The organism is Terrabacter sp. 2YAF2 (assembly GCF_052114705.1).
In the GTDB taxonomy this organism is placed as follows: Bacteria; Actinomycetota; Actinomycetes; order Actinomycetales; family Dermatophilaceae; genus Terrabacter.
The window spans coordinates 58,031-79,848 of record NZ_JBFRFG010000025.1 but is presented as its reverse complement, the minus strand read 5'-3'; the positions used below and the strand labels follow the sequence as shown (position 1 = coordinate 79,848).

The 21,818-nt window shown below is 71.6% G+C and carries 24 protein-coding genes, 1 tRNA gene, 1 other RNA gene and 1 pseudogene; 10 read left to right on the top strand and 17 right to left on the bottom strand.

Annotated features, from left to right (window positions below; all coding sequences use genetic code 11):
• Together AB4030_RS20190 and AB4030_RS20185 are read left to right on the top strand one after the other, a co-directional pair.
• A pseudogene (locus AB4030_RS20190) lies at positions 1 to 203 on the top strand (hypothetical protein); the annotation flags it as partial.
• Positions 196 to 651, top strand: a complete 456-nt coding sequence (locus AB4030_RS20185; protein ID WP_442280986.1) for an arsenate-mycothiol transferase ArsC — start codon at positions 196 to 198, stop codon at positions 649 to 651. The pseudogene AB4030_RS20190 and the gene AB4030_RS20185, both read left to right, overlap by 8 nt.
• A gap of 315 nt (positions 652 to 966) precedes the next feature.
• Here AB4030_RS20185 and AB4030_RS20180 read toward each other — a convergent pair whose 3' ends face one another.
• Positions 967 to 1,341, bottom strand: coding sequence for an ArsR/SmtB family transcription factor (locus AB4030_RS20180; protein ID WP_442280985.1), 375 nt, complete (start codon positions 1,339 to 1,341; stop codon positions 967 to 969).
• Positions 1,342 to 1,414: 73 nt separating this feature from the next.
• Here AB4030_RS20180 and AB4030_RS20175 point away from each other — a divergent pair, with 73 nt between their 5' ends.
• The 3 genes from AB4030_RS20175 to AB4030_RS20165 all read left to right on the top strand — a co-directional run bounded on the left by AB4030_RS20175 (position 1,415) and on the right by AB4030_RS20165 (position 4,214).
• The gene (locus tag AB4030_RS20175) at positions 1,415 to 2,935 is read left to right on the top strand and encodes an NAD(P)-binding domain-containing protein (protein ID WP_442280984.1); all 1,521 of its coding nucleotides are present in this window, start codon (positions 1,415 to 1,417) and stop codon (positions 2,933 to 2,935) included.
• A 125-nt stretch (positions 2,936 to 3,060) separates the two neighbouring features.
• Complete coding sequence (locus AB4030_RS20170) at positions 3,061 to 3,639, top strand: MFS transporter (RefSeq protein WP_442280992.1); 579 nt, start codon at positions 3,061 to 3,063, stop codon at positions 3,637 to 3,639.
• On the top strand, positions 3,537 to 4,214 hold the full coding sequence (locus AB4030_RS20165) for an MFS transporter (protein ID WP_442280991.1): 678 nt from the start codon (positions 3,537 to 3,539) through the stop codon (positions 4,212 to 4,214). The genes AB4030_RS20170 and AB4030_RS20165 overlap by 103 nt, the downstream gene beginning before the upstream one ends.
• A 318-nt stretch (positions 4,215 to 4,532) precedes the next feature.
• Here the strand turns inward: AB4030_RS20165 and AB4030_RS20160 are convergent, their stop codons facing one another.
• On the bottom strand, positions 4,533 to 4,976 hold the full coding sequence (locus AB4030_RS20160) for an ester cyclase (RefSeq protein ID WP_442280983.1): 444 nt from the start codon (positions 4,974 to 4,976) through the stop codon (positions 4,533 to 4,535).
• Positions 4,977 to 5,153: 177 nt separating this feature from the next.
• Between AB4030_RS20160 and AB4030_RS20155 the strand changes: the two genes are divergently transcribed.
• Positions 5,154 to 5,333 (top strand): hypothetical protein, encoded by a 180-nt coding sequence (locus tag AB4030_RS20155; protein ID WP_442280982.1) that lies wholly within the window; start codon positions 5,154 to 5,156, stop codon positions 5,331 to 5,333.
• A gap of 108 nt (positions 5,334 to 5,441) precedes the next feature.
• Here the strand turns inward: AB4030_RS20155 and AB4030_RS20150 are convergent, their stop codons facing one another.
• The 3 genes from AB4030_RS20150 to AB4030_RS20140 form a co-directional block, all read right to left on the bottom strand.
• Positions 5,442 to 5,786, bottom strand: coding sequence for a hypothetical protein (locus AB4030_RS20150; protein WP_442280981.1), 345 nt, complete (start codon positions 5,784 to 5,786; stop codon positions 5,442 to 5,444).
• Positions 5,787 to 6,225: 439 nt separating this feature from the next.
• Positions 6,226 to 6,621, bottom strand: an RNA gene (rnpB, locus tag AB4030_RS20145) — RNase P RNA component class A.
• Positions 6,622 to 6,691: 70 nt separating this feature from the next.
• The gene (locus tag AB4030_RS20140; RefSeq protein ID WP_442280980.1) at positions 6,692 to 8,491 is read right to left on the bottom strand and encodes a PP2C family protein-serine/threonine phosphatase; all 1,800 of its coding nucleotides are present in this window, start codon (positions 8,489 to 8,491) and stop codon (positions 6,692 to 6,694) included.
• 66 nt (positions 8,492 to 8,557) lie between these two features.
• On the opposite strand from AB4030_RS20140, the gene AB4030_RS20135 reads away from it, so the two are divergent.
• On the top strand, positions 8,558 to 8,956 hold the full coding sequence (locus AB4030_RS20135) for an ATP-binding protein (protein ID WP_442280979.1): 399 nt from the start codon (positions 8,558 to 8,560) through the stop codon (positions 8,954 to 8,956).
• A gap of 12 nt (positions 8,957 to 8,968) precedes the next feature.
• On the opposite strand, the gene AB4030_RS20130 is transcribed toward AB4030_RS20135, so the two are convergent.
• From AB4030_RS20130 to AB4030_RS20120, 3 genes are all read right to left on the bottom strand, one after another.
• Complete coding sequence (locus tag AB4030_RS20130) at positions 8,969 to 9,334, bottom strand: STAS domain-containing protein (RefSeq protein ID WP_442280978.1); 366 nt, start codon at positions 9,332 to 9,334, stop codon at positions 8,969 to 8,971.
• Positions 9,335 to 9,428: 94 nt separating this feature from the next.
• Positions 9,429 to 10,175: a spermidine synthase gene (locus AB4030_RS20125; RefSeq protein ID WP_442280977.1), complete on the bottom strand. Its 747-nt coding sequence runs from the start codon at positions 10,173 to 10,175 to the stop codon at positions 9,429 to 9,431.
• 4 nt (positions 10,176 to 10,179) lie between these two features.
• Complete coding sequence (locus AB4030_RS20120; protein ID WP_442280976.1) at positions 10,180 to 11,817, bottom strand: peptide chain release factor 3; 1,638 nt, start codon at positions 11,815 to 11,817, stop codon at positions 10,180 to 10,182.
• Between the two features lie 176 nt (positions 11,818 to 11,993).
• Here AB4030_RS20120 and AB4030_RS20115 point away from each other — a divergent pair, with 176 nt between their 5' ends.
• Complete coding sequence (locus tag AB4030_RS20115; protein ID WP_442280975.1) at positions 11,994 to 12,803, top strand: hypothetical protein; 810 nt, start codon at positions 11,994 to 11,996, stop codon at positions 12,801 to 12,803.
• Here the strand turns inward: AB4030_RS20115 and AB4030_RS20110 are convergent, their stop codons facing one another.
• Positions 12,804 to 14,240: an RNB domain-containing ribonuclease gene (locus AB4030_RS20110; RefSeq protein ID WP_442280974.1), complete on the bottom strand. Its 1,437-nt coding sequence runs from the start codon at positions 14,238 to 14,240 to the stop codon at positions 12,804 to 12,806. It lies immediately after the preceding gene.
• Positions 14,241 to 14,334: 94 nt separating this feature from the next.
• On the opposite strand from AB4030_RS20110, the gene AB4030_RS20105 reads away from it, so the two are divergent.
• Both AB4030_RS20105 and AB4030_RS20100 read left to right on the top strand, forming a co-directional pair.
• Entirely contained in the window at positions 14,335 to 15,084 is a 750-nt protein-coding gene (locus AB4030_RS20105; protein WP_442280973.1) for a YaaA family protein, read from the top strand.
• Between the two features lies 1 nt (position 15,085).
• A complete protein-coding gene (locus tag AB4030_RS20100; RefSeq protein WP_442280972.1) occupies positions 15,086 to 16,171 on the top strand; it encodes an SLC13 family permease in 1,086 nt (361 codons plus the stop codon).
• Between the two features lie 170 nt (positions 16,172 to 16,341).
• On the opposite strand, the gene AB4030_RS20095 is transcribed toward AB4030_RS20100, so the two are convergent.
• The 8 genes from AB4030_RS20095 to AB4030_RS20060 form a co-directional block, all read right to left on the bottom strand.
• Positions 16,342 to 17,523: an O-succinylhomoserine sulfhydrylase gene (locus AB4030_RS20095; protein WP_442280971.1), complete on the bottom strand. Its 1,182-nt coding sequence runs from the start codon at positions 17,521 to 17,523 to the stop codon at positions 16,342 to 16,344.
• Positions 17,520 to 17,933 (bottom strand): rhodanese-like domain-containing protein, encoded by a 414-nt coding sequence (locus AB4030_RS20090; RefSeq protein WP_442280970.1) that lies wholly within the window; start codon positions 17,931 to 17,933, stop codon positions 17,520 to 17,522. The genes AB4030_RS20095 and AB4030_RS20090 overlap by 4 nt, the downstream gene beginning before the upstream one ends.
• A gap of 24 nt (positions 17,934 to 17,957) precedes the next feature.
• Positions 17,958 to 18,953, bottom strand: a complete 996-nt coding sequence (locus AB4030_RS20085; RefSeq protein ID WP_442280969.1) for a reverse transcriptase-like protein — start codon at positions 18,951 to 18,953, stop codon at positions 17,958 to 17,960.
• 7 nt (positions 18,954 to 18,960) lie between these two features.
• Complete coding sequence (locus tag AB4030_RS20080; protein ID WP_442280968.1) at positions 18,961 to 19,770, bottom strand: zinc ribbon domain-containing protein; 810 nt, start codon at positions 19,768 to 19,770, stop codon at positions 18,961 to 18,963.
• Positions 19,698 to 20,588, bottom strand: a complete 891-nt coding sequence (locus tag AB4030_RS20075; protein ID WP_442280967.1) for a Nif3-like dinuclear metal center hexameric protein — start codon at positions 20,586 to 20,588, stop codon at positions 19,698 to 19,700. Before AB4030_RS20075 ends, AB4030_RS20080 begins: the two co-directional genes overlap by 73 nt.
• Position 20,589: 1 nt before the next feature.
• A tRNA-Val gene (locus AB4030_RS20070) sits at positions 20,590 to 20,662 on the bottom strand.
• 34 nt (positions 20,663 to 20,696) lie between these two features.
• The gene (locus AB4030_RS20065) at positions 20,697 to 21,224 is read right to left on the bottom strand and encodes a peroxiredoxin (RefSeq protein ID WP_442280966.1); all 528 of its coding nucleotides are present in this window, start codon (positions 21,222 to 21,224) and stop codon (positions 20,697 to 20,699) included.
• A 108-nt stretch (positions 21,225 to 21,332) separates the two neighbouring features.
• Positions 21,333 to 21,749 (bottom strand): DUF3052 domain-containing protein, encoded by a 417-nt coding sequence (locus AB4030_RS20060; RefSeq protein WP_442280965.1) that lies wholly within the window; start codon positions 21,747 to 21,749, stop codon positions 21,333 to 21,335.
• Positions 21,750 to 21,818 lie beyond the last annotated feature (69 nt).

The window sequence follows — 21,818 nt, the reverse complement described above, 5'->3', positions numbered from 1 at the left end:
GCTCCGGCTGCGCCGCCGCCCTCGACGCCGAGCACTACCTCGCCGCCCTCGAGGACACCGCCACCCCCGCCGAGGCCGCTGCCGAGGCCGCCCTCATCGACGAGACCGACTCCGGCGCGATCCCCGACCCCCGCGCCACCGTCGGCGCCCAGGCCGTCTCCCCGTCCTTGGCCGCCATGTTCGCTGGAGGGTCGCATGAGTGAGGTCCCGCGGGTGGGACCAGCGGGCGCCGGCGACTCCCGTCCGTCGGTGTTGTTCGTGTGCGTCAAGAACGGCGGGAAGTCCCAGATGGCGGCCGCCCTCATGCGGTCCTTGGCGGGCGCTGCCGTGGAGGTCCACTCCGCTGGGACCCGGCCGGGCGATGCGGTGAACGCGTTGTCCGCCGAGGTCGTCGCCGAAGTCGGGGCGAGCATGGACGGGGAGGTGCCCACGGCGATCGACCCGGACCTGTTCCGGCGCGTCGACCGTGTCGTCGTGCTCGGTTCCGAGGCGGTTGTCGCCGCCGTCCCCGAGATGCGAGGTTCCATCGAAACCTGGGAGACCGACGAACCCTCCTCACGCGGCATCGAGGGAGTCGAGCGCATGCGGCTGATCCGTGGGGACATCCAGGCCCGCTGCGAAGGCCTGCTCGAGGCACTCCAGGCTCGCTGAGGCGATAGGTCAGGTCGAGACGACGCTGGCCCGCCCGCTCGGTTCGTCGTCTTGCCCCAGGTTTGGCTGCCACCTTCGACGGCTCGCGCGGCTGCACCGCCGGCTCGACGCCGGGTCAGCTGAAGCGCTCGGGTGATGGATGCACTTCCCGGTCGGATGGGATCCCTTCTTCCGGGACACGATGACGCCGGCCGACGTGTACGCCTACGGCATGCAGCACTACGACTCCACCGGAAGCAGCTCAGTATCGAGGCGTAGCGGCAGCCCTCCGTGTCCAAGCTCCGGGGTTGTCATGAGCTGCGGCTGCGAGCCGGATCAGGTGCCGACCGGCGCGAGCATCTGGGCCATGACGGCGAGCACGTCAGGATCAACCCTGTAGTACACCCAGGTCCCGCGCCGCTCGGACTCCAGCAACCCGGCCTCGCGCAGCTTCTTCAGGTGGTGCGACACCGTCGGCTGGGACACCCCCACGTCCTGGATGTCGCACACGCACGCCTCGCCGCCCTCGGCGGAGGCGATGTTCGAGAACAGCCGAAGCCGCACCGGGTCTCCCAGCGCCTTGAACATCGCCGCGGCGCGCTCGGCGTCCTCGACTCCGAGTGGACCGCGCGTCAACGGCGTGCAGCACAGCTGACCTGCGGTGCTCCCGCCGGACGGGGTCACGTCCTCAACCTCCAGCAACTTCGACATGCGTCTATGTTGACAGCCGTCGAACCAGAGTGCAAGATGAGCGGCAGCGAGGCATCGATAAGTATCGAAATAGATGTTCGCCGGGCGTGCTCGGCGACTGACCGGAGGTTCACCCGTGACGATCCCGACTGTCACCAACCCGCTGCCCACCGTCGTCATCGGCGCCGGCCCGATCGGCCTGGCGGCCGCGGCGCACCTGCTCGAGCAGGGCCTCGAGCCGCTCGTTCTGGAACGCGGCGACCGCGCCGGCGCCGCCGTGAGCGACTGGGGCCACGTGCGGCTGTTCTCCCGGTGGTCCGAGCTCGTCGACCCGGCCGCGCGACGCCTCCTCAAGCGCACCGGGTGGGTCGAGCCGGAGGCCGGCCGCTACCCGACGGGCGCCGAGTGGGTGCAGCTGTACCTGCAGCCGCTGGCCGACGCCCTCGGGGACCGCGTCCGGTACGGCCAGCGCGTGACGGGCGTCGCCCGTGCCGGCCGGGACCGGGTCGTGGACTCGGGCCGCGAGGACCAACCGTTCACCGTGCACCTGCACGCCGCCGCCGGCCAGCCATCCCGGCTCACCGCCCGCGCCGTGATCGACGCCTCCGGCACGTGGAGCCGACCGAACCCGCTCGGCAGCGACGGGTATCCCGCCGACGGCGAGCAGAACCCGGTCATCGCCGAGCGCATCACCTACCGCGTCCCCAACACCGGGGATGCCGCCACCGCGGACCCCGCCGACGTCGCCCGGTACGGCGGCAACCGCACCGCCGTCGTCGGCTCCGGCCACTCGGCCCTGACCGCGCTCGTGGCCCTGGCTGCCCTGGCCGACCGGGTGCCCGGCACCACGGCCATTTGGGTCCTGCGCCGCGGCGCCGTCGGCAACGCGTACGGCGGCGGGGACGCCGACCAGCTTCCCGCTCGCGGCGCGCTCGGCGTCAAGGCCCGCGAAGCCGTCGCCGCCGGGCACATCGAGGTCGTCACCGGCTTCCGCGCCCAAACCATCGAGCACCGAGTCGAGGACACCGTAGGCGCTGGCGTGCTGACCCTCGTCAGCGAGGACGGCTCCCGCATCGAGGGCCTGGACCAGGTCATCGGCCTGACCGGGTTCCGACCGGACCACTCGATCCTGTCCGAGCTGCGGCTGCGCCTGGACACCCGCTTGGAGGCACCCGCCGCCCTGGCCCCGCTCATCGACCCGAACGTCCACTCCTGCGGCACCGTCTACCCGCACGGCGCGGCCGAGCTGGCCCACGACGAGCAGGACCTCTACGTCGTCGGGATGAAGTCCTACGGCCGCGCGCCCACCTTCCTGGCCCTCACCGGCTACGAGCAGGTCCGCTCCGTGGCGGCGTCCCTCGCCGGCGACCACGAAGCGGCCTCTCGCGTCGAGCTCACCCTCCCCGAGACCGGCGTGTGCGGCGGCGCGGGACTCTTCGACGAGGCCGCCGCCAACGAGGGCGCCGGCGACGGCGGCTGCTGCAGCCCCGCTCCCGCAGCAGAAACCCAGGCCGTCCCGGTGGCAGCGCTGGCAACGTCGGGGACCAGGCCACAACTGATCCAAATCGGCGTCCCCACCGCAACTGCGGGAGCCTGCGGCCCCTCCGGATGCTGAACCGCCCACCCGGCGACCACGGGCCGTCGACCGCGCCGAGCGCGTTGGTCGACGGCCCGGCCGCCTCCGGTCACGGCACCCCACCGGACACCGCGACACCAACCGCCGGCGACCAGCCGGTCGTAGTGAGCAGGCCCAGATTCGCCCTGCCAGCGTTGTGCGCCACCCAGATCATCGGCTGGGGCACGCTCTACTACGCCTTCCCCGTCATGCTGCCGGCCATCACCAGCGACACCGGCTGGTCCGCGCCGGCCGCGACCGCCCCGTTCACCGCGGCCCTGGTCGTGTCCGCGGTCGCCGGCATCCCCATCGGCCACCTCATCGACTGCACCGGCCCGCGGCGCGTCATGACCGCCGGCTCGCTCCTGGGGGCCGGCGCCCTGGCCATCGTCGCCCTCGCCCCCAACCCCCTGGTCTTCACCGCCGGGTGGCTGCTCGCCGGGCTGGCCATGGCCGCCACGTTCTACCAGCCGGCCTTCGCAGCCCTGACGCGCTGGTACGGACCGCGGCGGGTCCGCGCCCTGACCACCCTCACCCTCGCCGGCGGCCTTGCAAGCACCATCTTCGCCCCCATCACCGCGGCCCTGACCGAGCACATCGGCTGGCACCACGCCGCGCTCACCCTCGCCCTGGTCGTGCTTCTGACCGCAGCACCGCTGCACGCCACCCGCCCTGCGCGGCCCATGGCCAGCGCACGCCCCTGAGCCTGCACGCCCTGCGCGGCCCATGGCCAGCGCACGCCCCTGAGCCTGCACGCCCTGCGGCCCCATGGGCCGGGGCGGCCGGCGCGAGACTTCCCGCCGGAGCCAGCCTGCGGGCCGTCATCACCAGCAAGCCCTTCCTTCTCCTCGCGGCAGCCCTCACCCTGTCCGGGTTCGCCATGTACGCCGTCGTCTTCGGGCTCATCCCGCTGCTCACCCACCGCGGAGCCACCACCAGCCAGGCCGCCTGGGCCCTGGGGCTCGGCGGCCTCGGGCAGACCCTGGGCCGGCTCGTCTACGCGCCGCTGGCCGCCCGCACCAGTCCCCGCACTCGCACCGCAGCCTTGATCGCCGCTGGCGGCCTCACCACCGCCCTACTGGCAGCCATCCCCGGCCCGCTGTGGCTCCTCACGCTCACCGCCATGGCCGCCGGCACCGTCCGCGGCACCTCACCCTCCTGCAGGCCACCGCCGTCACCGACCGGTGGGGCACCCACGCCTACGGCCGGCTCACTGCCACTCTGGCCGCGCCCATCACCATCGCCGGCGCCTTCGCCCCCTGGGCCGGGACGGCCCTGACCGGCCCACTAGGCGGCTACCCCCGCCTGTTCTGGGCACTGGCGGCCGTCTCGGCTACGGCCGCCGTGACAGCAGCCGCCACGAGGCAACCCGAGCAGCGCCCGACATCCGCTCATGGCCGGAAACCGATCCTGCAACCAGTCTCCAGGTAGCCGCTCGTCGGACGATGTCCAACCATGCCGCGGGTGATGCGTGCCAGACCGCTGCGGGCACAGGTCACGCGCGCGTCCTGGGGGGCTGGCAGCGCAGCCCTGCCAGCCGGGTGCAACAGAGCGGTGAGATGAACGGGGTGGGCCGGTGCCGGTTGTGCTGAAAGGACTACTGGTGCTGTGACGCCGTCTGCCCGGACGTGAGTCCAAGCTGAGCCATCATTGATCCGGTGTCGAAGTACGTCTTCTGACTCAGGACCTTGCCATCCTTGAACTCCATGACATCGCACAGCTGCAAGGTCAGGGACCGCCCGGTTGCTGGGATCTCACCCATGCTGGTTGCCAGAGTTCCCGTGTGGGTGCCCCGGCCGGTGAACTCCACGACCACGTAGTTGCTCGACTCGATCACCCGGTCGACGGTGACCTTGCCGTCCGGGAACCCGTCTGCCCACATCGTGTTGTACGCGCGAGAGCCGTCGGCGCCTACGAAGGTGTCACCGGACCCGACGATCGTGATCGTTCCATCGGGCGCTGTCGCCTCGGCGATCTCGTCAAATCTTCGCTCGTTCCATGCCTCGTGAATCCTGCGCGCGAGGGTTGCGTTGTCTGCCATCTGAGCCTCCGCTCTGGCACCTGCCCACCCTGTCGAACGCTAGTACCGAGCCCGCCGGTGGGGCAACGGGCCGAGACCGGTGCAACTCGGTTGAAGTACGGGTATGTGCTCATAGAGACGAGGTGGTGTGCGATGTTCGGTTCCCGGTTCATGCCCTGTCAGGAGTGCGGCGCTTCCGTGGATCGCACCGGTACTGGCGAGCACGAGTGCGCGCCCGAGCGCCGGGCCGACTACCAGATGTTCGGGCTGCGCGAGGAGGTCGCGCAGCTGGAGGCCGGGGTCCACCGCTACCTGGCGACAGCAACAGGACGCTTCGAGTCCTGGCTCGCCGCCAGCGAGGTTCGCGGCCAGACCTGAGCCACCCGCCGACTCCGGTCGCCCCGGATCTCCCCCGTTGTCACGTGCCCCTCCAGGCGCGCCGTGCGAACGTCCTGTCATGCCGCTCCTCGCACGTCAGTCGTTGGTCTACAGCTCCCGAGTTGCCGAGTCACGTGCTGCAACGTTGGCTCGCCTGCGCTGGTGAACAGCGAGAACCGCGGCCCGCTCTGCTTCCAGACGTGCCAGGTTGATGCTGTTGTCCCGCTCCCGCTCGCGCATCTCCGTTGCGCTGAGATCTGCACTCGAACGGGTCAACACCTGTTCGAGCACCAGTGACGGGTCCATGGCGGTGGCCCGTTCATGCGCCGTGGGCACGTCGGGGTCGTATGCCGTGTCGACGTACAGCATGTTGCTCTCCCGGCCGCGGGTGGCCATCACGTAGAGCGGTTCGCGCATCGTCGTGGCCGTGACGAAGGCGTGTGTCGTGTCCACGGTCCTGCCTTGGGCACGGTGGGCCGACGTCGCGTATCCCAGTTCGACGTGGTCGCGCGCGTAGGCGCCGGCAACTGTGCGACTCCCCCGCCGGACTCGCGCCTGACGGTCACACGACTACTCGGGATGGCATGACCCCGACGTGAACCTGCGTCGTGCGCTGGTCACGCCATTCGAACTGCAAATCGCTACCCCCAGGTACGACGTAGTCCCGTTCATCTGCGCTACTACGCCTCGCTGCTCATCCGCCACGGCGAGTCCGTCAAGACCGTCCAGGCCCGCCTGGGCCACGCCAGCGCCAGCGAGACCCTCGACACCTACAGCCACCTCTGGCCGGACAACGACGAGCGCACGAGGGCCGCCGTCGACGGAGTCCTCCGAAATTTTGCGGACTAACGGGGGTGCCCAAACCCAAAACCGCAGGTCAGAGGCCTAAAAGTGGATGAGTCGGCCGATACGCCGGGTTCTGTTCCGCGTCCCCGTTACCGGTGACGCGGCGACGGCCATCCATCTGGGCCGGCCATTGCTGACCGGCTCTAGCGTCCTACCCGCACACTCGACCGGGCCGGTCTTCCCGACGCCCGAGGGCATCGATCGTGCGCTGTCTGGACTTGCTCCGGGTGGGGTTTACCGAGCCGCTCCAGTCACCTGGAGCGCTGGTGGTCTCTTACACCACCGTTTCACCCTTACCGGCTGCCGAAGCCGCCGGCGGTCTGTTCTCTGTGGCACTGTCCCGCGGGTCACCCCGGGTGGCTGTTGGCCACCACCCTGCCCTGTGGAGCCCGGACGTTCCTCGGCAGGGCCGAGGCCCTGACGCGACCGTCTGGCCGACTCATCCGCCCACCAGCATAGGGGCGTATGCCGGGTGCTCTGTCCGCGCCCCGCCACCCCCCGGTGGCGCGAACTCACATGACTCGACGGAAGGCGAGCACGGCGACGTCGTCCTGACGGTCCGGGTCGGACACCGACTCGGTGAGCTTGGCCAGCACGTCGTCGAGGTCGGTCAGGTCGTCGACGGCCGTGAACAGCTCGTCGGCGGCGGCCTGCAGTCGTCGCAGTCCGATGTCGATGCTCTCGCCCCGTCGTTCCACGAGCCCATCGGTGTAGAGCAGCAGAAGGTCACCGGCACCGAAGGGGCAGTGCGCGGAGACTCGGGGCACCTCACCCAGGCCGTGGATGGGCGACCCTTCCTCGGTCACGAACCGCGACCTCCCGTCTCGGAAGATCAGGGGCGGAGGGTGCCCGGCGACGACGAGGGCGATGTCGTCCTCGGACGGGTCGAAGAGGACGTAGACGGCAGAGGCCATCTGGGTCGGGGGTTCCACGACCATGAAGCGGTCCATGGCCCGGGCCAGCGCCGCGGGCTCCGGGTCCTGGGTCGAGAGGACCCGGGCGGCCGAGCGCATCAGCGAACCGGAGACGGCGGCATCCACTCCCCTGCCCATGACGTCGCCGAGGACGGCGATGACCCTGCCGTCGTCGAGACCGCTGACGTCGTAGTAGTCCCCGCCGACGTCGGTGCGTCCCGCCTGACGGTAGACGGTGCCGAGCTGCCACCCGGCCAGCTCGGGAAGGTCCTGCGGCAACAGGGTGGACTGGAGCACCGACGCGACACGCCGGGTCTGCGAGTAGAGGTCGGCGTTGTCGATGGCGAGGCCGGCACGTCGCGCGAGATCTTCGGCGAAGGCGACGTCCTCGGCGCCGTAGTGGCGACCCGACTCGGCGGCGACGAAGCTGAGCACTCCGAGCACCCGGTCCTTGGCGATGAGCGGCACCGACATGGCGCTCTGCAGGCCGAGCTCACGGGCCACCCGCAGGTGCTCCTCGTCCTGCGCGGCTGCGACGAGCATGGCGTCGGTGACCGCCTCGACGAGCAGGCTCTCACCCGTCCGGGCGACGAGGGCCGCGCCCCCGGGGCGGTCGGGGTCGGGCGGCCACCGGGTCTCGAGCTCCCTCGCGAGCTGCACCTTCTCCGGATCGACGTGGGCCACTGCGAGCGTGCGCAGGACACCGTCGTCGACCATCGACACCGAGCACCAGTCGGCGTGGGTCGGCACGGCGAGCGACGCGACCTGGCGCAGCGTCTGCCGGTAGTCGAGGGAGCTCGCGAGCGCCTGGGAGGCATCGGCAAGGAACTCGAGCCGCGCGGCGCGAGCCGCACTCTGCGCCTCAGCCTTCAGGCGAAGCATCGTCTGGGCGCACACGTCACTGAGGACGCCCAGCACCCACAGCTCATCGGGGTCCACGCCCCCGACCCGTCCGTCGAAACGGAAGCCCAGGGCGCCAACCACCGACCCGTCGGTCCGCGAGATGAGCGGCAACGTCACGGACGAGCCCTCGGTGCGGTCGCCGAGCCCCGGGTAGCGCTCGAGCAGCTCGGCTCGACTGGTGATCGTCACGACCTGGCTGGTCAGGACGGCATCGGTGAGGGGCGACCGCTCGGCGAGCTCGAGGGTGGCCCACCGCTGGACCTCGGACGGGGTGAGGCCGTGGGCGGCGATGGTGCGGAGCCGGTCCGAACCCTCGCGGACCGCGAGCGCGGCGCGGGAGGCGCCCATCACCTTGGCCGCCTCCTCGGTGATCGTGTCGGTCAGCTGCTCCACCGTCGTGGCGGCCGCAACCTCGGCCGCGATCCGCGCCAGCGCGGCGAGCCGGGGAGAGACGGCCGCTCGGCTCGCCCCTGGGCTCTGCCATGGCACGTTCATGGGGTCATCCTGACAGCCGGTGGGCCATATCGCCCATGGATGGCGCAGAAGTGGGAGCATGCAGGTGTGACAGGACCGTCGGTCGCCGCAGGCAGGGAGCTCGGCCGTGTCGAGTTCGGTCCGGACGACCTGCGCCGCGTGCGCGAGATCGTGCGGACCATCGCCGTGGAGCGCATCCCGGACCGGGCCGACCATGCCGTGCTCGCCGTGCATGAGGTCGCGGTCAACAGCATCGTCCACGGCGGTGGGCACGGGGTCCTGTGCATCGACGAGACGCCTGACTCGCTCGTCTTCACGGTCGAGGACGACGACGGCACTGGCTCGGTGCCGCAGCTGGGCATGCCCGATGACACGGCGACGAGCGGCCGCGGACTCTGGATCGCCGAACGGCTCAGCGATCGGCTCACCATCGAGGCCCGCCCCACGCGTACGCGCGTTCAGGTCCACCTCAGCCTCGCGTCCTGAGCGACGCGAGGATCAGCTGGGGTCCGAGGGTTGGGCGTCGGCGGAGGTCACGCTGCCGTTCGACGCGTCGGCGGGCTCGGTGACGACGTCCATGACGTCGTCGAGGTGCATCAGCCGGACGAGCCGCAGCGTCACGTCCCCACAGACCAGCTGCAGTCGGGCGCGGGCCGCGCCGGCGCGATGGTAGAGGGCGATGATTGCCCCGAGCCCCGACGAGTCGATGAAGGTGACCTCGCGCAGGTCGACGACGACCCCGCCGCCCGCGACGATGGGGAGCCGCTCGAACGCCTCACGAACGTCCCCCACGGAGTACGTGTCGATCTCCCCCACGAGTCGTGCCGTCGTCACCGAGCCGGCGATCGAGACCGAGACGCTCACGTGACCTCCCCTGGACGGACGAGCGGTTTGCTCGTCCCACCGTAGGACGTCCGCGCCCCCCGGGGAGGCACTTCCGCGCCGCAGGCTGCGCACATCACGATGGGCGTATGCCGTGTGGGGCTGGGTGTGTGCTGGAGGTGGTCGCGACGTAGACGGTGTTGGATGAGCGGCCGCCGGTGAGCGGGTTCGCGAAGGTCACCTCGTGTCCGGCGGCGTCGGCGAAGACGCTCGCAAGGAGCGCGATGAAGGATTCCTCGGGCGGGTCGTCCGACCAGAGGGCGAAGACCCCGCCGGGGTGCAACCGGGCAGCGAGGCGCTCGAGACCCTCGTGGGTGTAGAGGTCCGCGTGGCTGGGGTGCAGCACGTGGTGGGGGGTGTGGTCGATGTCGAGCAGCACGGCGTGCAGCAGGCCGGGCGCACTGCCGAAGCCCGCACCCTCACGGGCCAGCGCGAAGAAGTCGCCCTCGAGCAGGGTGGTGCGCGGGTCGAGCGTCAGCGCGGCGGTGTCCGGCAGCAGCCGCCTCTCGTGCCAGGAGATGACCGGGGCCAGCGCCTCGACCACCGTGACGGTGCACACCCGCTTGTCCTCGAGGGCGGCCAGCGCGGTGTAGCCGAGGCCGAGCCCGCCGACGACCACGTCGAGGTGCTCACCCTCGACGGCAGCCAGTCCCAGGCGGGCCAGCTCGATCTCGGCAACGGTGAAGAGGCTCGACATGAGGAACTCCTCGCCGAGCTTGACCTCGTAGACGTCGACGAGGAGAGAGGGCTCGAGCCGGCGCCGCAGGCTGATCTCACCCCACGCCGTCTGCTGCCAGTCGACCTCCTCGAAGCGCCGGCTCACGGGGTCAGCCGAAGATCGGCGTGAACGAGCCCGCAGGCACGTCGCGTTCGACCGAGGCGAGGCGCCACTTGTCGGCGAAGACCGCGACGTCCAGGCCGTCCTCGCGCGTCAGCACCTCGGCGCCGGAACGGCTGTTGACGATCGGGATCGCGTCCACGGCCACGGCTCGGGCGATGGAGTAGCCGAGCGGCTCGAGCCTGATGGCCGAGCCGAACTCGTGCTCCATCCGGTGCTTGGCCACGTCGAACTGCATCGGGCCGACCGCCGCGAGAACCGGGGCCTGCGCCCCGCGCCGGTCGGAGGTGAGCACCTGCACGACGCCCTCCTCGCCCAGCTGCTCGATGCCCCGTCGGAACTGCTTCTGCTTGCCGGTGACGGCCGCCCGGGCGACGGCGAAGTGCTCGGGTGCGAAGAGCGGGATGCGCGGGAAGGCGACCTTCTCGTCGGCGAAGAGCGTGTCGCCCACGCGCAGGGCGTTGGCGTTGACGAGGCCGATGACGTCGCCGGGGAAGGCCTCGTCGAGCGTCGAGCGGTCGCGGCCGAAGACGCTCTGCGCGTACTTCGTGGCGAAGGGCCTTCCGGTGTCGGCGTGCGTCACGACCATGCCCCGGGTGAAGCGGCCGGAGCAGACCCGGACGAAAGCGAGGCGGTCGCGGTGGGCGCGGTCCATCCCGGCCTGGATCTTGAAGACGAACCCCGAGAACGGCGCCGACACCTCGCGGGGCGTGCCGGACCGGTCGGGCCGTGCGCCCGGCGCGGGAGCGAGCGTCACGAGCGTGTCGAGCAGCTGGCGTACCCCGAAGTTGAGCACGGCCGACCCGAAGAGGACCGGCGACGCCGCGCCGGAGAGGAAGAGCTCGTGGTCGTAGCCGTGGCCCGACGAGCGCAGCAGGTCGTACTCCTCGACCGCGTCGGTCCACGTCGAGCCGAGCAGCTGCTCGGCCTCGGCGCCGCTCATGCGCGTCGTGATCGCCTCGGTGGCGCCGCCCGGTGTCCTGGTGAACTGCACGAACTCGCCGCTCGCGCAGTCGAGCACGCCGTGGAAGTCACCCGCCACGCCGACCGGCCAGGTCAGCGGCATCGGGTGCAGGTCGATGCGTGTCGTCAGCTCGTCCATGATCGCGAGCGCGTCGAGGCCGGGGCGGTCCCACTTGTTGACGACGGTGATGACAGGCACGCCGCGGGCGCGGCACACCTCGAAGAGCTTGAACGTCTGGGGCTCGATGCCCTTGGCGGCGTCGACGAGCATGACGGCGGCATCGACCGCTGCGAGCACCCGGTAGGTGTCCTCGGAGAAGTCGGCGTGACCGGGGGTGTCGAGCAGGTTGACGACGGTGCCGTCGTAGGCGAACTGGAGCACGGCAGAGGTGATCGAGATGCCTCGGTCCTTCTCCATCTCCATCCAGTCCGAGACGACCCCGCGGCGGTTGCCCTTGCCGTGCACTGCACCCGCCTCGCCGATGGCGCGCGCGTGCAGGGCGAGCGCCTCGGTCAAGGTCGACTTGCCGGCGTCGGGGTGCGAGATGACGGCGAAGGTGCGGCGGCGGGCCGCCTCCTCGGCGACCGCGCGCTCGTCGGGGTTCGCGCCGCCGGGGTCGCGGCGGTCCGCGATCTCGCGGTCGGGCAGTGCGATGGCGTCCATGGTCCTCCAGTGATCGCCCCCGAGTCTGTCATCGCTCGCCCCGAACCCCGAATCGACGGGCTCGGACACCGCCCAGCGAGCGTGAGCCGAGTCACATCGAGTCGCCTGCGTCAACGATCACGGCGTCCCGTTCGTCGTGCATGGGAGACGACGACCGCAACAGACCCCTCAGGAACATGACGCAACAGCTGACCGACGACCCCGACCTCACCGACGCACCATCCAGCTCCACCGGATCCACCGGCCCCAGCGGCGCCGCCCCCGCGGAGTCCCAGCCCCACCCCCGCTCCGGGTTCAAGCTCCTCGACCTCTCCCTGACCCAACTGCTCGGGGGGTCGATGGCTGCGGCGACCGCGGCCGCCCTGGGCTCGCGCCTGGGCGTCGTCGGCACCATCGCCGGCGCGGCCGTCCTGAGCGTCGTCTCGGCCATCGCCGCCCACGTCTACACGACCTCCATGGCCCGCGCCAAGGACGCCGTCGTGCTCGTACGCTCCCGTCGCGGTGCCGACACCCTCCAGATGGAGGTCGTGCGTGAGCGCTGGTGGCGGCGTGCCGACCGCACGACGACACGCCGGGTCCTCGCGACGACCGCTGCGGTCTTCGCCGTCGCGGCGGCCTTCCTCACCGGTCTGCAGCTCGCCACCGGCGCCCAGGTGACGGGGACGACCCTCGGTGGCCGCGCCTCGGCCGGGGCCGTCGTCGACGCACCCGCAGCCCCCCGGGCCGAGCAGGTGCAGCGGGACAGCCGTGCCACCACCTCGACCGGGTCGGCCGGCTCGACGCCGAGCCCGTCGGCGACGACTCCTGTCAGCGGGCCGACCACCGGAGCCGGCGCCGCGACCGCCCCTGCCTCACCCCAGGCCGCCACGCCGACCACCACGGGGGCGTCGAGCCCCGCGTCGCCCGCGACACCGAGCGGCGCGGGCACGGTGGCCACACCCCCCGGTGGGGCCACTCCCGTCAGCCCCACCCCGACCGCTCCCTGATCAGACGACGGTCAGCGCGATCGTGCCCGTCGACACCTCGGCGACGTCGACGCGCACGGTCACCCGGGCGCCAGCGGCAGCCCTGCCGGACGCCTTCGCCACGACGGCCAGCTCGATGAGCTGGACCACGACGCCCTTCTCGTTCTCGTCGACGACCACCGCCTCGAGCTCGTCGCCGAGGCGGGGATGCAGCTCGGCGGCCTCGACGGCATCGGTGCACGCCCGCTCGACGCCATTGGTGCGGCGATCGGACGTCGACATGATCTCGGGCAGTGTCGGCAGCGCCTCGCGGACCCACTCGGGCACCGGACGACCGGCCGAGAGCGCCTCGCACACGACGAGCCCGAAGCGGTCGACGAGCCGGCGCAGCGGGGCCGTCACGTGCGCATACGGGTTGGCGACCGCGGCGTGCAGCGGTTGCTCCGGCACCGTCCCGTCGAACGGGGTGTAGCCGGCGCCCCGGAAGAGCGAGGTCGCCTCGTGGATGAGGGCCAGGTGGCGGGGCTCGGCGCGGTCCAGCGTCCGGAGGAACTCGCCGTAGGCCAGTCCCTCGGGCCACGCCACGCCGGCCGCAGCCGCCTGGCGACGGAAGCGCGCCAGGTCACGGGGGTCCGGCGGCGGCATCGTGCGCAGGATGCCGACCTTGCCCCTGAGCATGAGGTCCGCCGCGCCCATCCCGGTCAGCAGGGAGATCTGGGCGTTCCAGTCCTCCGCGGAGAGCAGTGGACGGAACGAGATGCGGAAGTCGCCGTTCTCGTCCTCCTCGACCTCCTGCTCGGGCATCGGCAGCGTCGCGCCGCCGCGCCGGCGCTCGAGCATCACGCGCTTCTCCCCGACCTCCTTGAGCAGCATCAGGCACTCCTCGGCGGTCCCGGCGTCGACCTCCTTCTGCACCTGCTCGTAGTCGTAGCGACGGACGCTGCGCACCATGGCCCGGTGGACCTCCACCGCGGTGCCCTCGCCGTCGGCGGCGAGCGCGATGTCCCAGACGAAGGCCGGACGCACCTGGTCGGGCAGCAGGCTGGCGGCGCCCTCGCTCAGCTCGGAAGGGTGCAGCTGGATGCGCTCGTCGGGGCAGTAGACGGTCTGGCCACGGCGGCGGGCCTCGGTGTCGATGGCACCTCCGGCGCGGACGAAGGCGGGCACGTCGGCGATGGCGTAGCGCACCCGGTACCCCTCGCCGTGGCGCTCGATCGACATGGCCTGGTCGAGGTCCATCGAGGTCGGCGGGTCGATGGTGATGAACGGGATGTCCGTCTCGTCCCGCTCCGGCAGGGTGGCGGCCTCGGCGGCCGAGCTCGCCTCGGCGACGACGGCGGGCGGGAAACGGTCAGGCACCTCGAACTCGCGGCGCACCGCCTCGAAGCGCGCGGTCAGCTGCTGTGCCACGTCCCCGGGCTGCGTCGCCGGGCGGAAGACGATGTGTCGCTGGGCCATGGCGCCACCCTACGCATCGTGCGATCGTCGGAGTGGCCGCCGCGACACGCGGACGGATGCGACATCGGTGTCGGCCTTCCCTAGGCTGACGACCGTGCTCATCCTGCTCCCGCCGTCCGAGGGAAAGACGCCACCGCGGAGGGGGCGCTCGCTCGACCTCGGCACCCTCTCCTTCCCGGAGCTGACGCCCCTGCGCGAGTCGCTCGTGCAGACCGTGGCTCGGGTGAGCGGCGAGCCGGATGCCGCGTCCGTCCTCGACGTCAGCCCCAACCTCGTCGCCGACATCGAGGGCAACACCCGCCTGCAGACCGCACCGACGGCAACGGCAGCCCACATCTACAGCGGGGTGCTCTACCAGGCCCTCGACGTCGACTCGCTCGACGGCTCCTCGAAGCGCCGCGCCAACCGCTGGATCGTCGTCGTGTCGGCCCTCTTCGGCGCGCTGCGCCTCGGTGACCGGGTGCCGGCCTACCGCGTCAACATCTGCAGCACCCTTCCGGGCGTGGGCCAGCTCACCCACGAGTGGCGCAAGGAGCTGCCCGCCGCCCTGGACGCGATCGTCAAGCCGCGAGAGCTCGTCGTCGACTGCCGGTCGAGCACGTATGCCGCCGTGTGGCGTCCCACGCGCGAGCGCGCCGAGCGCTGGGTGCACGTCACGGTCCCCGGCGCATCGCACATGGCCAAGCACACGCGTGGCCTCGTGACACGAGAGCTCGTGCAGGCCGACGCGCCCCGCACGCCCCAGGCCCTCGCCGAGAGGCTGTCGGAGCGCTTCGAGGTCGAGCTGACGGCCCCGCCGCGGGCAGGACGTCCGTGGCAGCTGGCCGCGACCCCGAGGCCGTGACGTGAACCTCGCGAACCTCGTCGAACGCGTCGCGCCGATCCTCGTCTTTCTCGTCGCCATCACCCTGGTCGCCGAGATCTGCGACCTGTCGGGCCTCTTCGACGTCCTGGCACACCGTGCTGCCCGCACCGCGAGGGGTCGGGTCGTCCTGCTGTGGCTGCTCCTCGTCGCCATCGCGGTGGCATGCACCGTGCTCCTCAGCCTCGACACGACGGCCGTCCTGCTGACGCCTGTGGCCATCGCGGTGGCGCGCCAGGTCGGCGCTCCGCCGCTGCCCTTCGCGATGACGACGCTGTGGCTGGCCAACACGGCCTCGCTGCTGCTTCCGGTCTCGAACCTGACGAACCTCCTGGCGCTGCACCCGTTCGCGGCACTCGGCGTCGGCACCCTCGGATACATCAAGCTGATGGCGCTGCCGGCCGTCGTCGCGATCCTCCTCACCGTCGCGGTCCTCTGGTACCTGCATCGCCGCGACCTGCGCGGCACCTACGAGACTCCCCCGGCTGCCGAGCCGCACGACCTCGTGCTCGTGCAGATCGCGGCCGGGGTGTGCGCCCTGCTCGCTCCGGCCTTCGTGCTCGGGGTGCAGCCCGCGCTGGCATCCGTGCCCGCCGCCGGCATCCTCGTCGCGGCGACCTACTGGCGGGCCCCCGAGCTGCTGCGCCGGATCCGGATGCCGTGGCTCACCGTCCTGGGCATCTGCGTCCTCTTCGTCGCCATCGATGCAGCCCTGCGTGCCGGCCTCGAGGCATGGCTACAAAACATCGTCGGGCACGGCACCGGGCGGGCCGCGCTCTTGCGCGTCAGCGGCATCGGCATGCTGACGTCCAACGGCATCAACAACCTCCCGGCCTACCTCGCGCTCGAACCGACCGTGACCGACTCGGCGACGCGGCTTGCGGCCCTGCTCATCGGCGTCAACGCGGGGCCCATCATCACGATGTGGGGCTCGGTCGCGACGCTGCTGTGGGCCTCGCGATGCCGCTCTGCGGGACTGACCGTCGACGTCGGTCGCATCGCGCGGACCGGCGTCCTCTGCGCGGTGGCCGTCGTGGTGGCCGCGACCCTGACGCTCGCCGCGCACTGACGTCCGACGTCTCGGTCGGGAAGTGGACACTCGACCATCGAGTGCCCACTTGCCCACCCGTCCCCGCCACTCGAGGGCCCAACTGGCTACGCCCCATCCGTCGGGAACTGAGCACTCGACCATCGAGTGCCCACTTGTCGACGCCCCACTGTCGTATGCGTACGGCTGGGTCAGGTGAGGGCGCGGCGGAGGTCGTCGATGAGGTCGCGGACGTCCTCCAGGCCCACGGAGACCCGGAGCACGCCGTCGGTGATGCCGACCGCCGCCCGCGCCTCGGGAGCGAGACGGCGGTGCGTCGTCGTCGCGGGGTGCGTGATGAGCGACTTCGAGTCGCCGAGGTTGTTGGAGATGTCGATGACGTCCAGCGCGTTCATCAGCGCGAAGGCCTCGTCCTTGCCGCCGTCGAGCTCGAAGGTGACGACGGTGCCGGCGGCACTCATCTGGCGCTTGGCGAGCTCGTGCTGCGGGTGCGACTCGAGGAAGGGGTGCACGACGCGCGTGACCCTCGGGTGCGACTCGAGGAACCGCGCCACCTCGAGAGCGCTGTCGGCCATCCGCTCGACGCGCAGCGACAGCGTCTCGAGCCCCTTGAGGAGCACCCACGCGTTGAACGGCGACATCGACGGCCCGGTGTGGCGCATGAGGTTCTGCACCGGCCCGTCGATGAACTCCTTCGGGCCGAGCACGGCGCCGCCGAGGGTGCGGCCCTGACCGTCGATGTGCTTCGTCGCCGAGTAGACGACGATGTCGGCACCGAGGTCGAGCGGCTTGGAGAAGACGGGCGTGCCGAAGACGTTGTCGACGACGACCTTCGCACCGGCGGCGTGGGCCAGCTCGGTCACGGCCGCGATGTCGACGAGCTCCTGCATCGGGTTGCTCGGCGTCTCGAAGAAGACGGCGGTCGTCGGCTCCGAGAGCGCCTCGCGCCACTGGTCGAGGTCGGCGCCGTCGACGAAGACGGTCTCGACCCCCCACCGGGGCAGGATCTCGTCGAGGATGACGAAGCACGAGCCGAAGAGCGCCCGCGACGAGACGACGCGGTCGCCCTGACCGAGCAGGGCAGCCAGCGCCACGAAGACCGCGGACATGCCGGACCCGGTGGCGAAGCATGCCTCGGCGCCCTCGATCTGGCGCAGCCGCTCCTCGAACATCGTGACGGTGGGGTTGCCGTAGCGCGAGTAGACGAACCGGTCGACGTCACCCTTGAAGGCCGCCTCGGCGTCCTCGGCCGTCTCGTAGACGAACCCCGACGTCAGGTAGATCGCCTCGCTGGTCTCCTCGAACCCGCTGCGGGACAGTCCTGCTCGTACCGCGAGGGTGTCGGGACGCCAGCCCTGGGTCGCGCCGCTCATCCCTGGACCCACGGCAGACCCGCGACCTTCCAGCCCGACACCGACCGGTGGCGCTGCTCGTCGTGCGGCCCCTCGAAACCGTCGAGGACGTTGTGCGACCGGGCCCACCCATGGCGGGTCGCGGCCTCGGCCGCAGCCACGGAGCGCACACCGGAGCGGCACAGGAAGTAGACGGGTGCGTCCTTGGCGACGCCCGCGGCCTCGAGCTCCGCCGTGAAGCGCGCGTTGACGGCGCCGTCGGGATAGGTCTGCCACTCGACGAGAACGACGTCCTTGCCGGCTGCGCTGAGGTCGGGCAGCCCGACGTAGGACCACTCCGCCCTCGTGCGCACGTCGACGAGCACCGCACCGGGCTCGTCGCGCAGGACCGTCCAGGCCTGCTCGGGGGTCACGTCACCGGCATAGCTCATGGCCCGAATATCGCACAGCGTCCGTCAGGCGAGATGGTCCGTCCGATTGGTGAAAGCCACCGACGCCGACCCGTCCTCCCAGACCTCGACCGCGGTGAGGCTGCCGTGCGCCGTGGCCAGCGCCCAGAAGCGCTCGACCGGGGTGCCGAGCACGTCGCTGAGCACCGAGAGCACTCCCCTGCGGCTCGTCACCGCGACGACGGTGCCTCCCCGTGAGGCGAGCGAGTGGTATGCCGCCTGCACCGTCACGTCGGGCCCCTCGCCCGGTGCCTGGCCGGACCAGGACGCGGACGTCGTGACGTCCGCGTCGAGGGCGACGGCGAGGTCCTTCGCGACTCGCGCGGTCGCGGCGTCGTCGGCGCCGACGACGCTCGCCGAGTCGACGAGACGTCGCACCGCGGCGACGATGCGTGGCGTGGCGTGGCTGTCGAGCGGAGCCTGCACGAGGAGCAGCCGCAGCGGGCGCACACTCGCCCGTGGCGAGGTCGCCCCCGAATCGGCTGCTGGGGCAGTCGAGTCCGACTCGACCTCCGAGCCCGGGACGGCTGCCTTCTCGTCCGTCAGGACCCGGTGGACGCTCTTGCCGTCCATGGCGTCGTTGCTCAGCGCGTCGGCGTCCTTGTTCTTCTCGCGCGGGATCCACTCGAAGTCGACGCTGCCGCCGGCGTCGGAGATCTCCGCGCACAGGTCGCGTGCCTCGAGCGCGAGGCGGCGCATGTCCTCGTGCTTGATCTTCCACCGGCCCGACATCTGCTCGACGACGAGCTTGGAGTCCATCTTGACGCGCACCGTGGCACCGGGGTCGAGGTCGAGCACGGCGCGCAGCCCGGCCAGCAGGCCGGAGTACTCCGCCACGTTGTTGCTGGCCTTGCCCAGGGGCTCGGCGAGCTCGACGAGGACGCGGCCGGTCGAGGGGTCCCGGACGAGGGCGCCGTAGCCGGCGACACCCGGGTTGCCCCGGGACCCGCCGTCGGCCTCGATGACGAGCCGGCGGCCCGATCCGTGGGACGCCGCCTTCACCAACCGCTCACAGACCGGACTCGCCCGTACGGATCATGATGCGGCGGCACTCCTCACACCGGACGACCTCGTCCTCGGGGGCGTTGCGGATGCGGGAGAGGTCGACGTTGCCGAGCTCGAGCCGGCAGCCGCCGCACCGGCGGTGGCGCAGCTCGGCTGCGGCCAGGCCGCCGCTGCTGGCACGGATCTTCTCGTACAGCGCGATGAGCTCCTCGCCGACGCCGGCGACGATGTTCGCTCGTCCGGAGGCGACCTCCTCAGCCTCGGCGTCGAGCTTCGTGACGGCGGCGTCGCGCTCTGCCTCGAGGTCCGCGACGCGCGCGACCAGCTCGGCCCGTCGCGCCTCGAGCTCGGTGACGCGCGCGGTCAGCGCCTCGGACCGCTCCATGACCTCGAGCTCGACCTCCTCGAGCTCGGCCTGGCGCCGGGCGAGGGACGCCAACTCGTGCTGGAGGGCCTGGAGGTCCTTGGCGCTGCCCTGGCCCGCGTCGAGCCGCGACTGGTTGCGGGCGGCACGGTCGCGGACGAGCTGGACGTCCTGGTCCGACTTCGTCAGCTCACGCTGGACGTCACCGGCCGCCGTGCGGGCGTTGACGATGTCCGTCTCGAGCGCACCGAGCTCGCGCCGGGCCGCCTCGACGGCAGGCGTCTGGGGCAGCGTGGCCTTGGCGTGCGTGATCTGGTCCAGACGCGAGTCGATGGCCTGCAGGTCGAGCAGGCGCCACTGGCGGGACGGGTCGGCTTTCAGGACACACCTCCGGGATCGGGAGCCGCGCGGTCGGCCCGCGCGGCGTTCGCACCGACGACGAACGTCCACGGCTCGGTGCGGATGGTTGAGACTCTGGTCTCGACCCTAGTGGCTCCGGGGACGTGGTCCAGCGCCGACAGCAGCCGCTCGCGGGCGCTCGCCAGCCACAGCGACTCGGTGGCCCAGTGGCCCGCGTCGACGAGGAACGGCCGGCCGCCCCGCGCCTCCTCGCGAGCCTCGAGGACCGGGTGGTGACGGAGGTCGGCGGTGACGAAGACGTCGGCGCCGCTGGCACGCACGTCGTCGAACCGGTCGTCACCCGAACCGCCCATGACCGCGACCGTGCGCACCTCGGCACCCGGGTCGCCACTGACCCGTATGCCGCCGGCCGTCGCCGGCAGGGCCGTGGCCACGACGTCGGCGAAGTCCGCCAGGCTGACGGGCGCGGCGAGCACCCCGACCCGGCCGATGGCGTTCTCCCCCTCGCGGGACAGGGGGCGCTGGTCGGCGAGGCCGAGGGCGTCGGCCAGCACCGTCGAGACGCCGGGGTCGGCGACGTCGGCGTTCGTGTGCCCGACCCACAGCGCGATCTGGGCCCGCACCAGCGCGGTCACCGACGCGCCCTTGGCCGACGTGGTCGCCACCGAGTGGACACCGCGCAGCAGCAGCGGATGGTGCGTGACGAGCAGGTCGGCTCCCCACGTGCGCGCCTCGTCGATGACGTCCAGCGTCGGGTCGAGGGCGAAGAGGATGCGGCGTACGGGCTGGTCGAGGTCGCCCGTCACGAGGCCGACACGGTCCCACTCCGCCGCGCTCTGGAGGGGGTAGAGCGACTCCAGCGCCGCAACGGCGTCACGGAGGCTGAGGTCGGGAGCAGGATCGTCCACGTGGGCCCGGCCGGGCTCGAACCGACGACACCCGCGGTGTAAACGCGGTGCTCTACCAACTGAGCTACAGGCCCTGGGGCGCCGGTCGGTGTCACCGGCAGGCGGCGGTCAGCCTACGGCATCAGGCTGGCTCGCGCGGAGCGTCGCCAGCGCCTCGCGGTAGGCCCTGAAGTCGCGGCCCTGACCGATGCCGCGCACCTCGGTCCACACGATGCGGCCTGAACGGTCGATGAGGAAGGTCCCGCGGAGCGCGAAGCCGTCCTCGTCGTCAAGCACGCCGTAGCGCCTCGCCACCTCGCCGTGCGGCCAGAAGTCCGACAACAGCGGGAAGAAGTGCCCCTCGGCGTCGGCCCACGCGCGCAGCGTGTACATCGAGTCGCACGAGATCGTGAAGACCTGGATGTCACCGTCCTGGAAGTCCTCGAGCCCGTCGCGGATCTCGCGCAGCTCCCCCCTGCAGATCCCGGAGAACGCGGCCGGGTAGAAGACGACGACGGCGTTCTTGAGGCCACGCACCGCCGACAGGCTGACGTCGACGCCGTACTGGTCCACGAGGGTGAAGTCGGGGGCCAGGTCGCCGACCCCCAGCGGGGCGGACACCTGGACCGGCGACTCGGCCGGGTGCGCGTTCGTCATGGCGGCAAGTGTGGCACCACGACCTCGGTGCGCGCGCCACCCTCGACAGCGGTGCGGGCGAACGCACGCACAGGCACGCGAACGGCCGGCCCGGCGCAGGGGCGTCGGTCAGCGGCGCGGCCCCTTGGGCGGCATGAGGCGCGTCGCCGCCCACTCGGTTGCGACGTTGACCTGGCCGCCGGTCGTCAGGCCCGCCGTCGAGGCGGCCTCCTCGACGACACTGGCATCGACGTGGCCGGAGCGTCCGGCCTTGGGCGTCAGCAGCACGATGAAGCCCTGGTCGAAGAGCTTCGTCAGCCCGTCGACCATGAGGTCGACGAGGTCGTCGTCCCCGTCGCGGTACCAGAGCAGCACCCCGTCCGCCCCGTCGTTGAAGTCCTCGTCCTCGAGCTCGGTCCCGATGACGTCCTCGAGCCCGAACCGCAGGTCGTTGTCGACGTCGTCGTCATAGCCGAACTCCTGGATGACCTGCCCCTTGGCAAATCCGAGCTTGCTGAAGGACGCCGCTCCCGCGGTCTCGCTCACTGTCACCGGTCCTCTCGATCGTGGTCGTCCGTGTCTTGGCGTAGGTGCCACGACATCAGTGCACCGGGT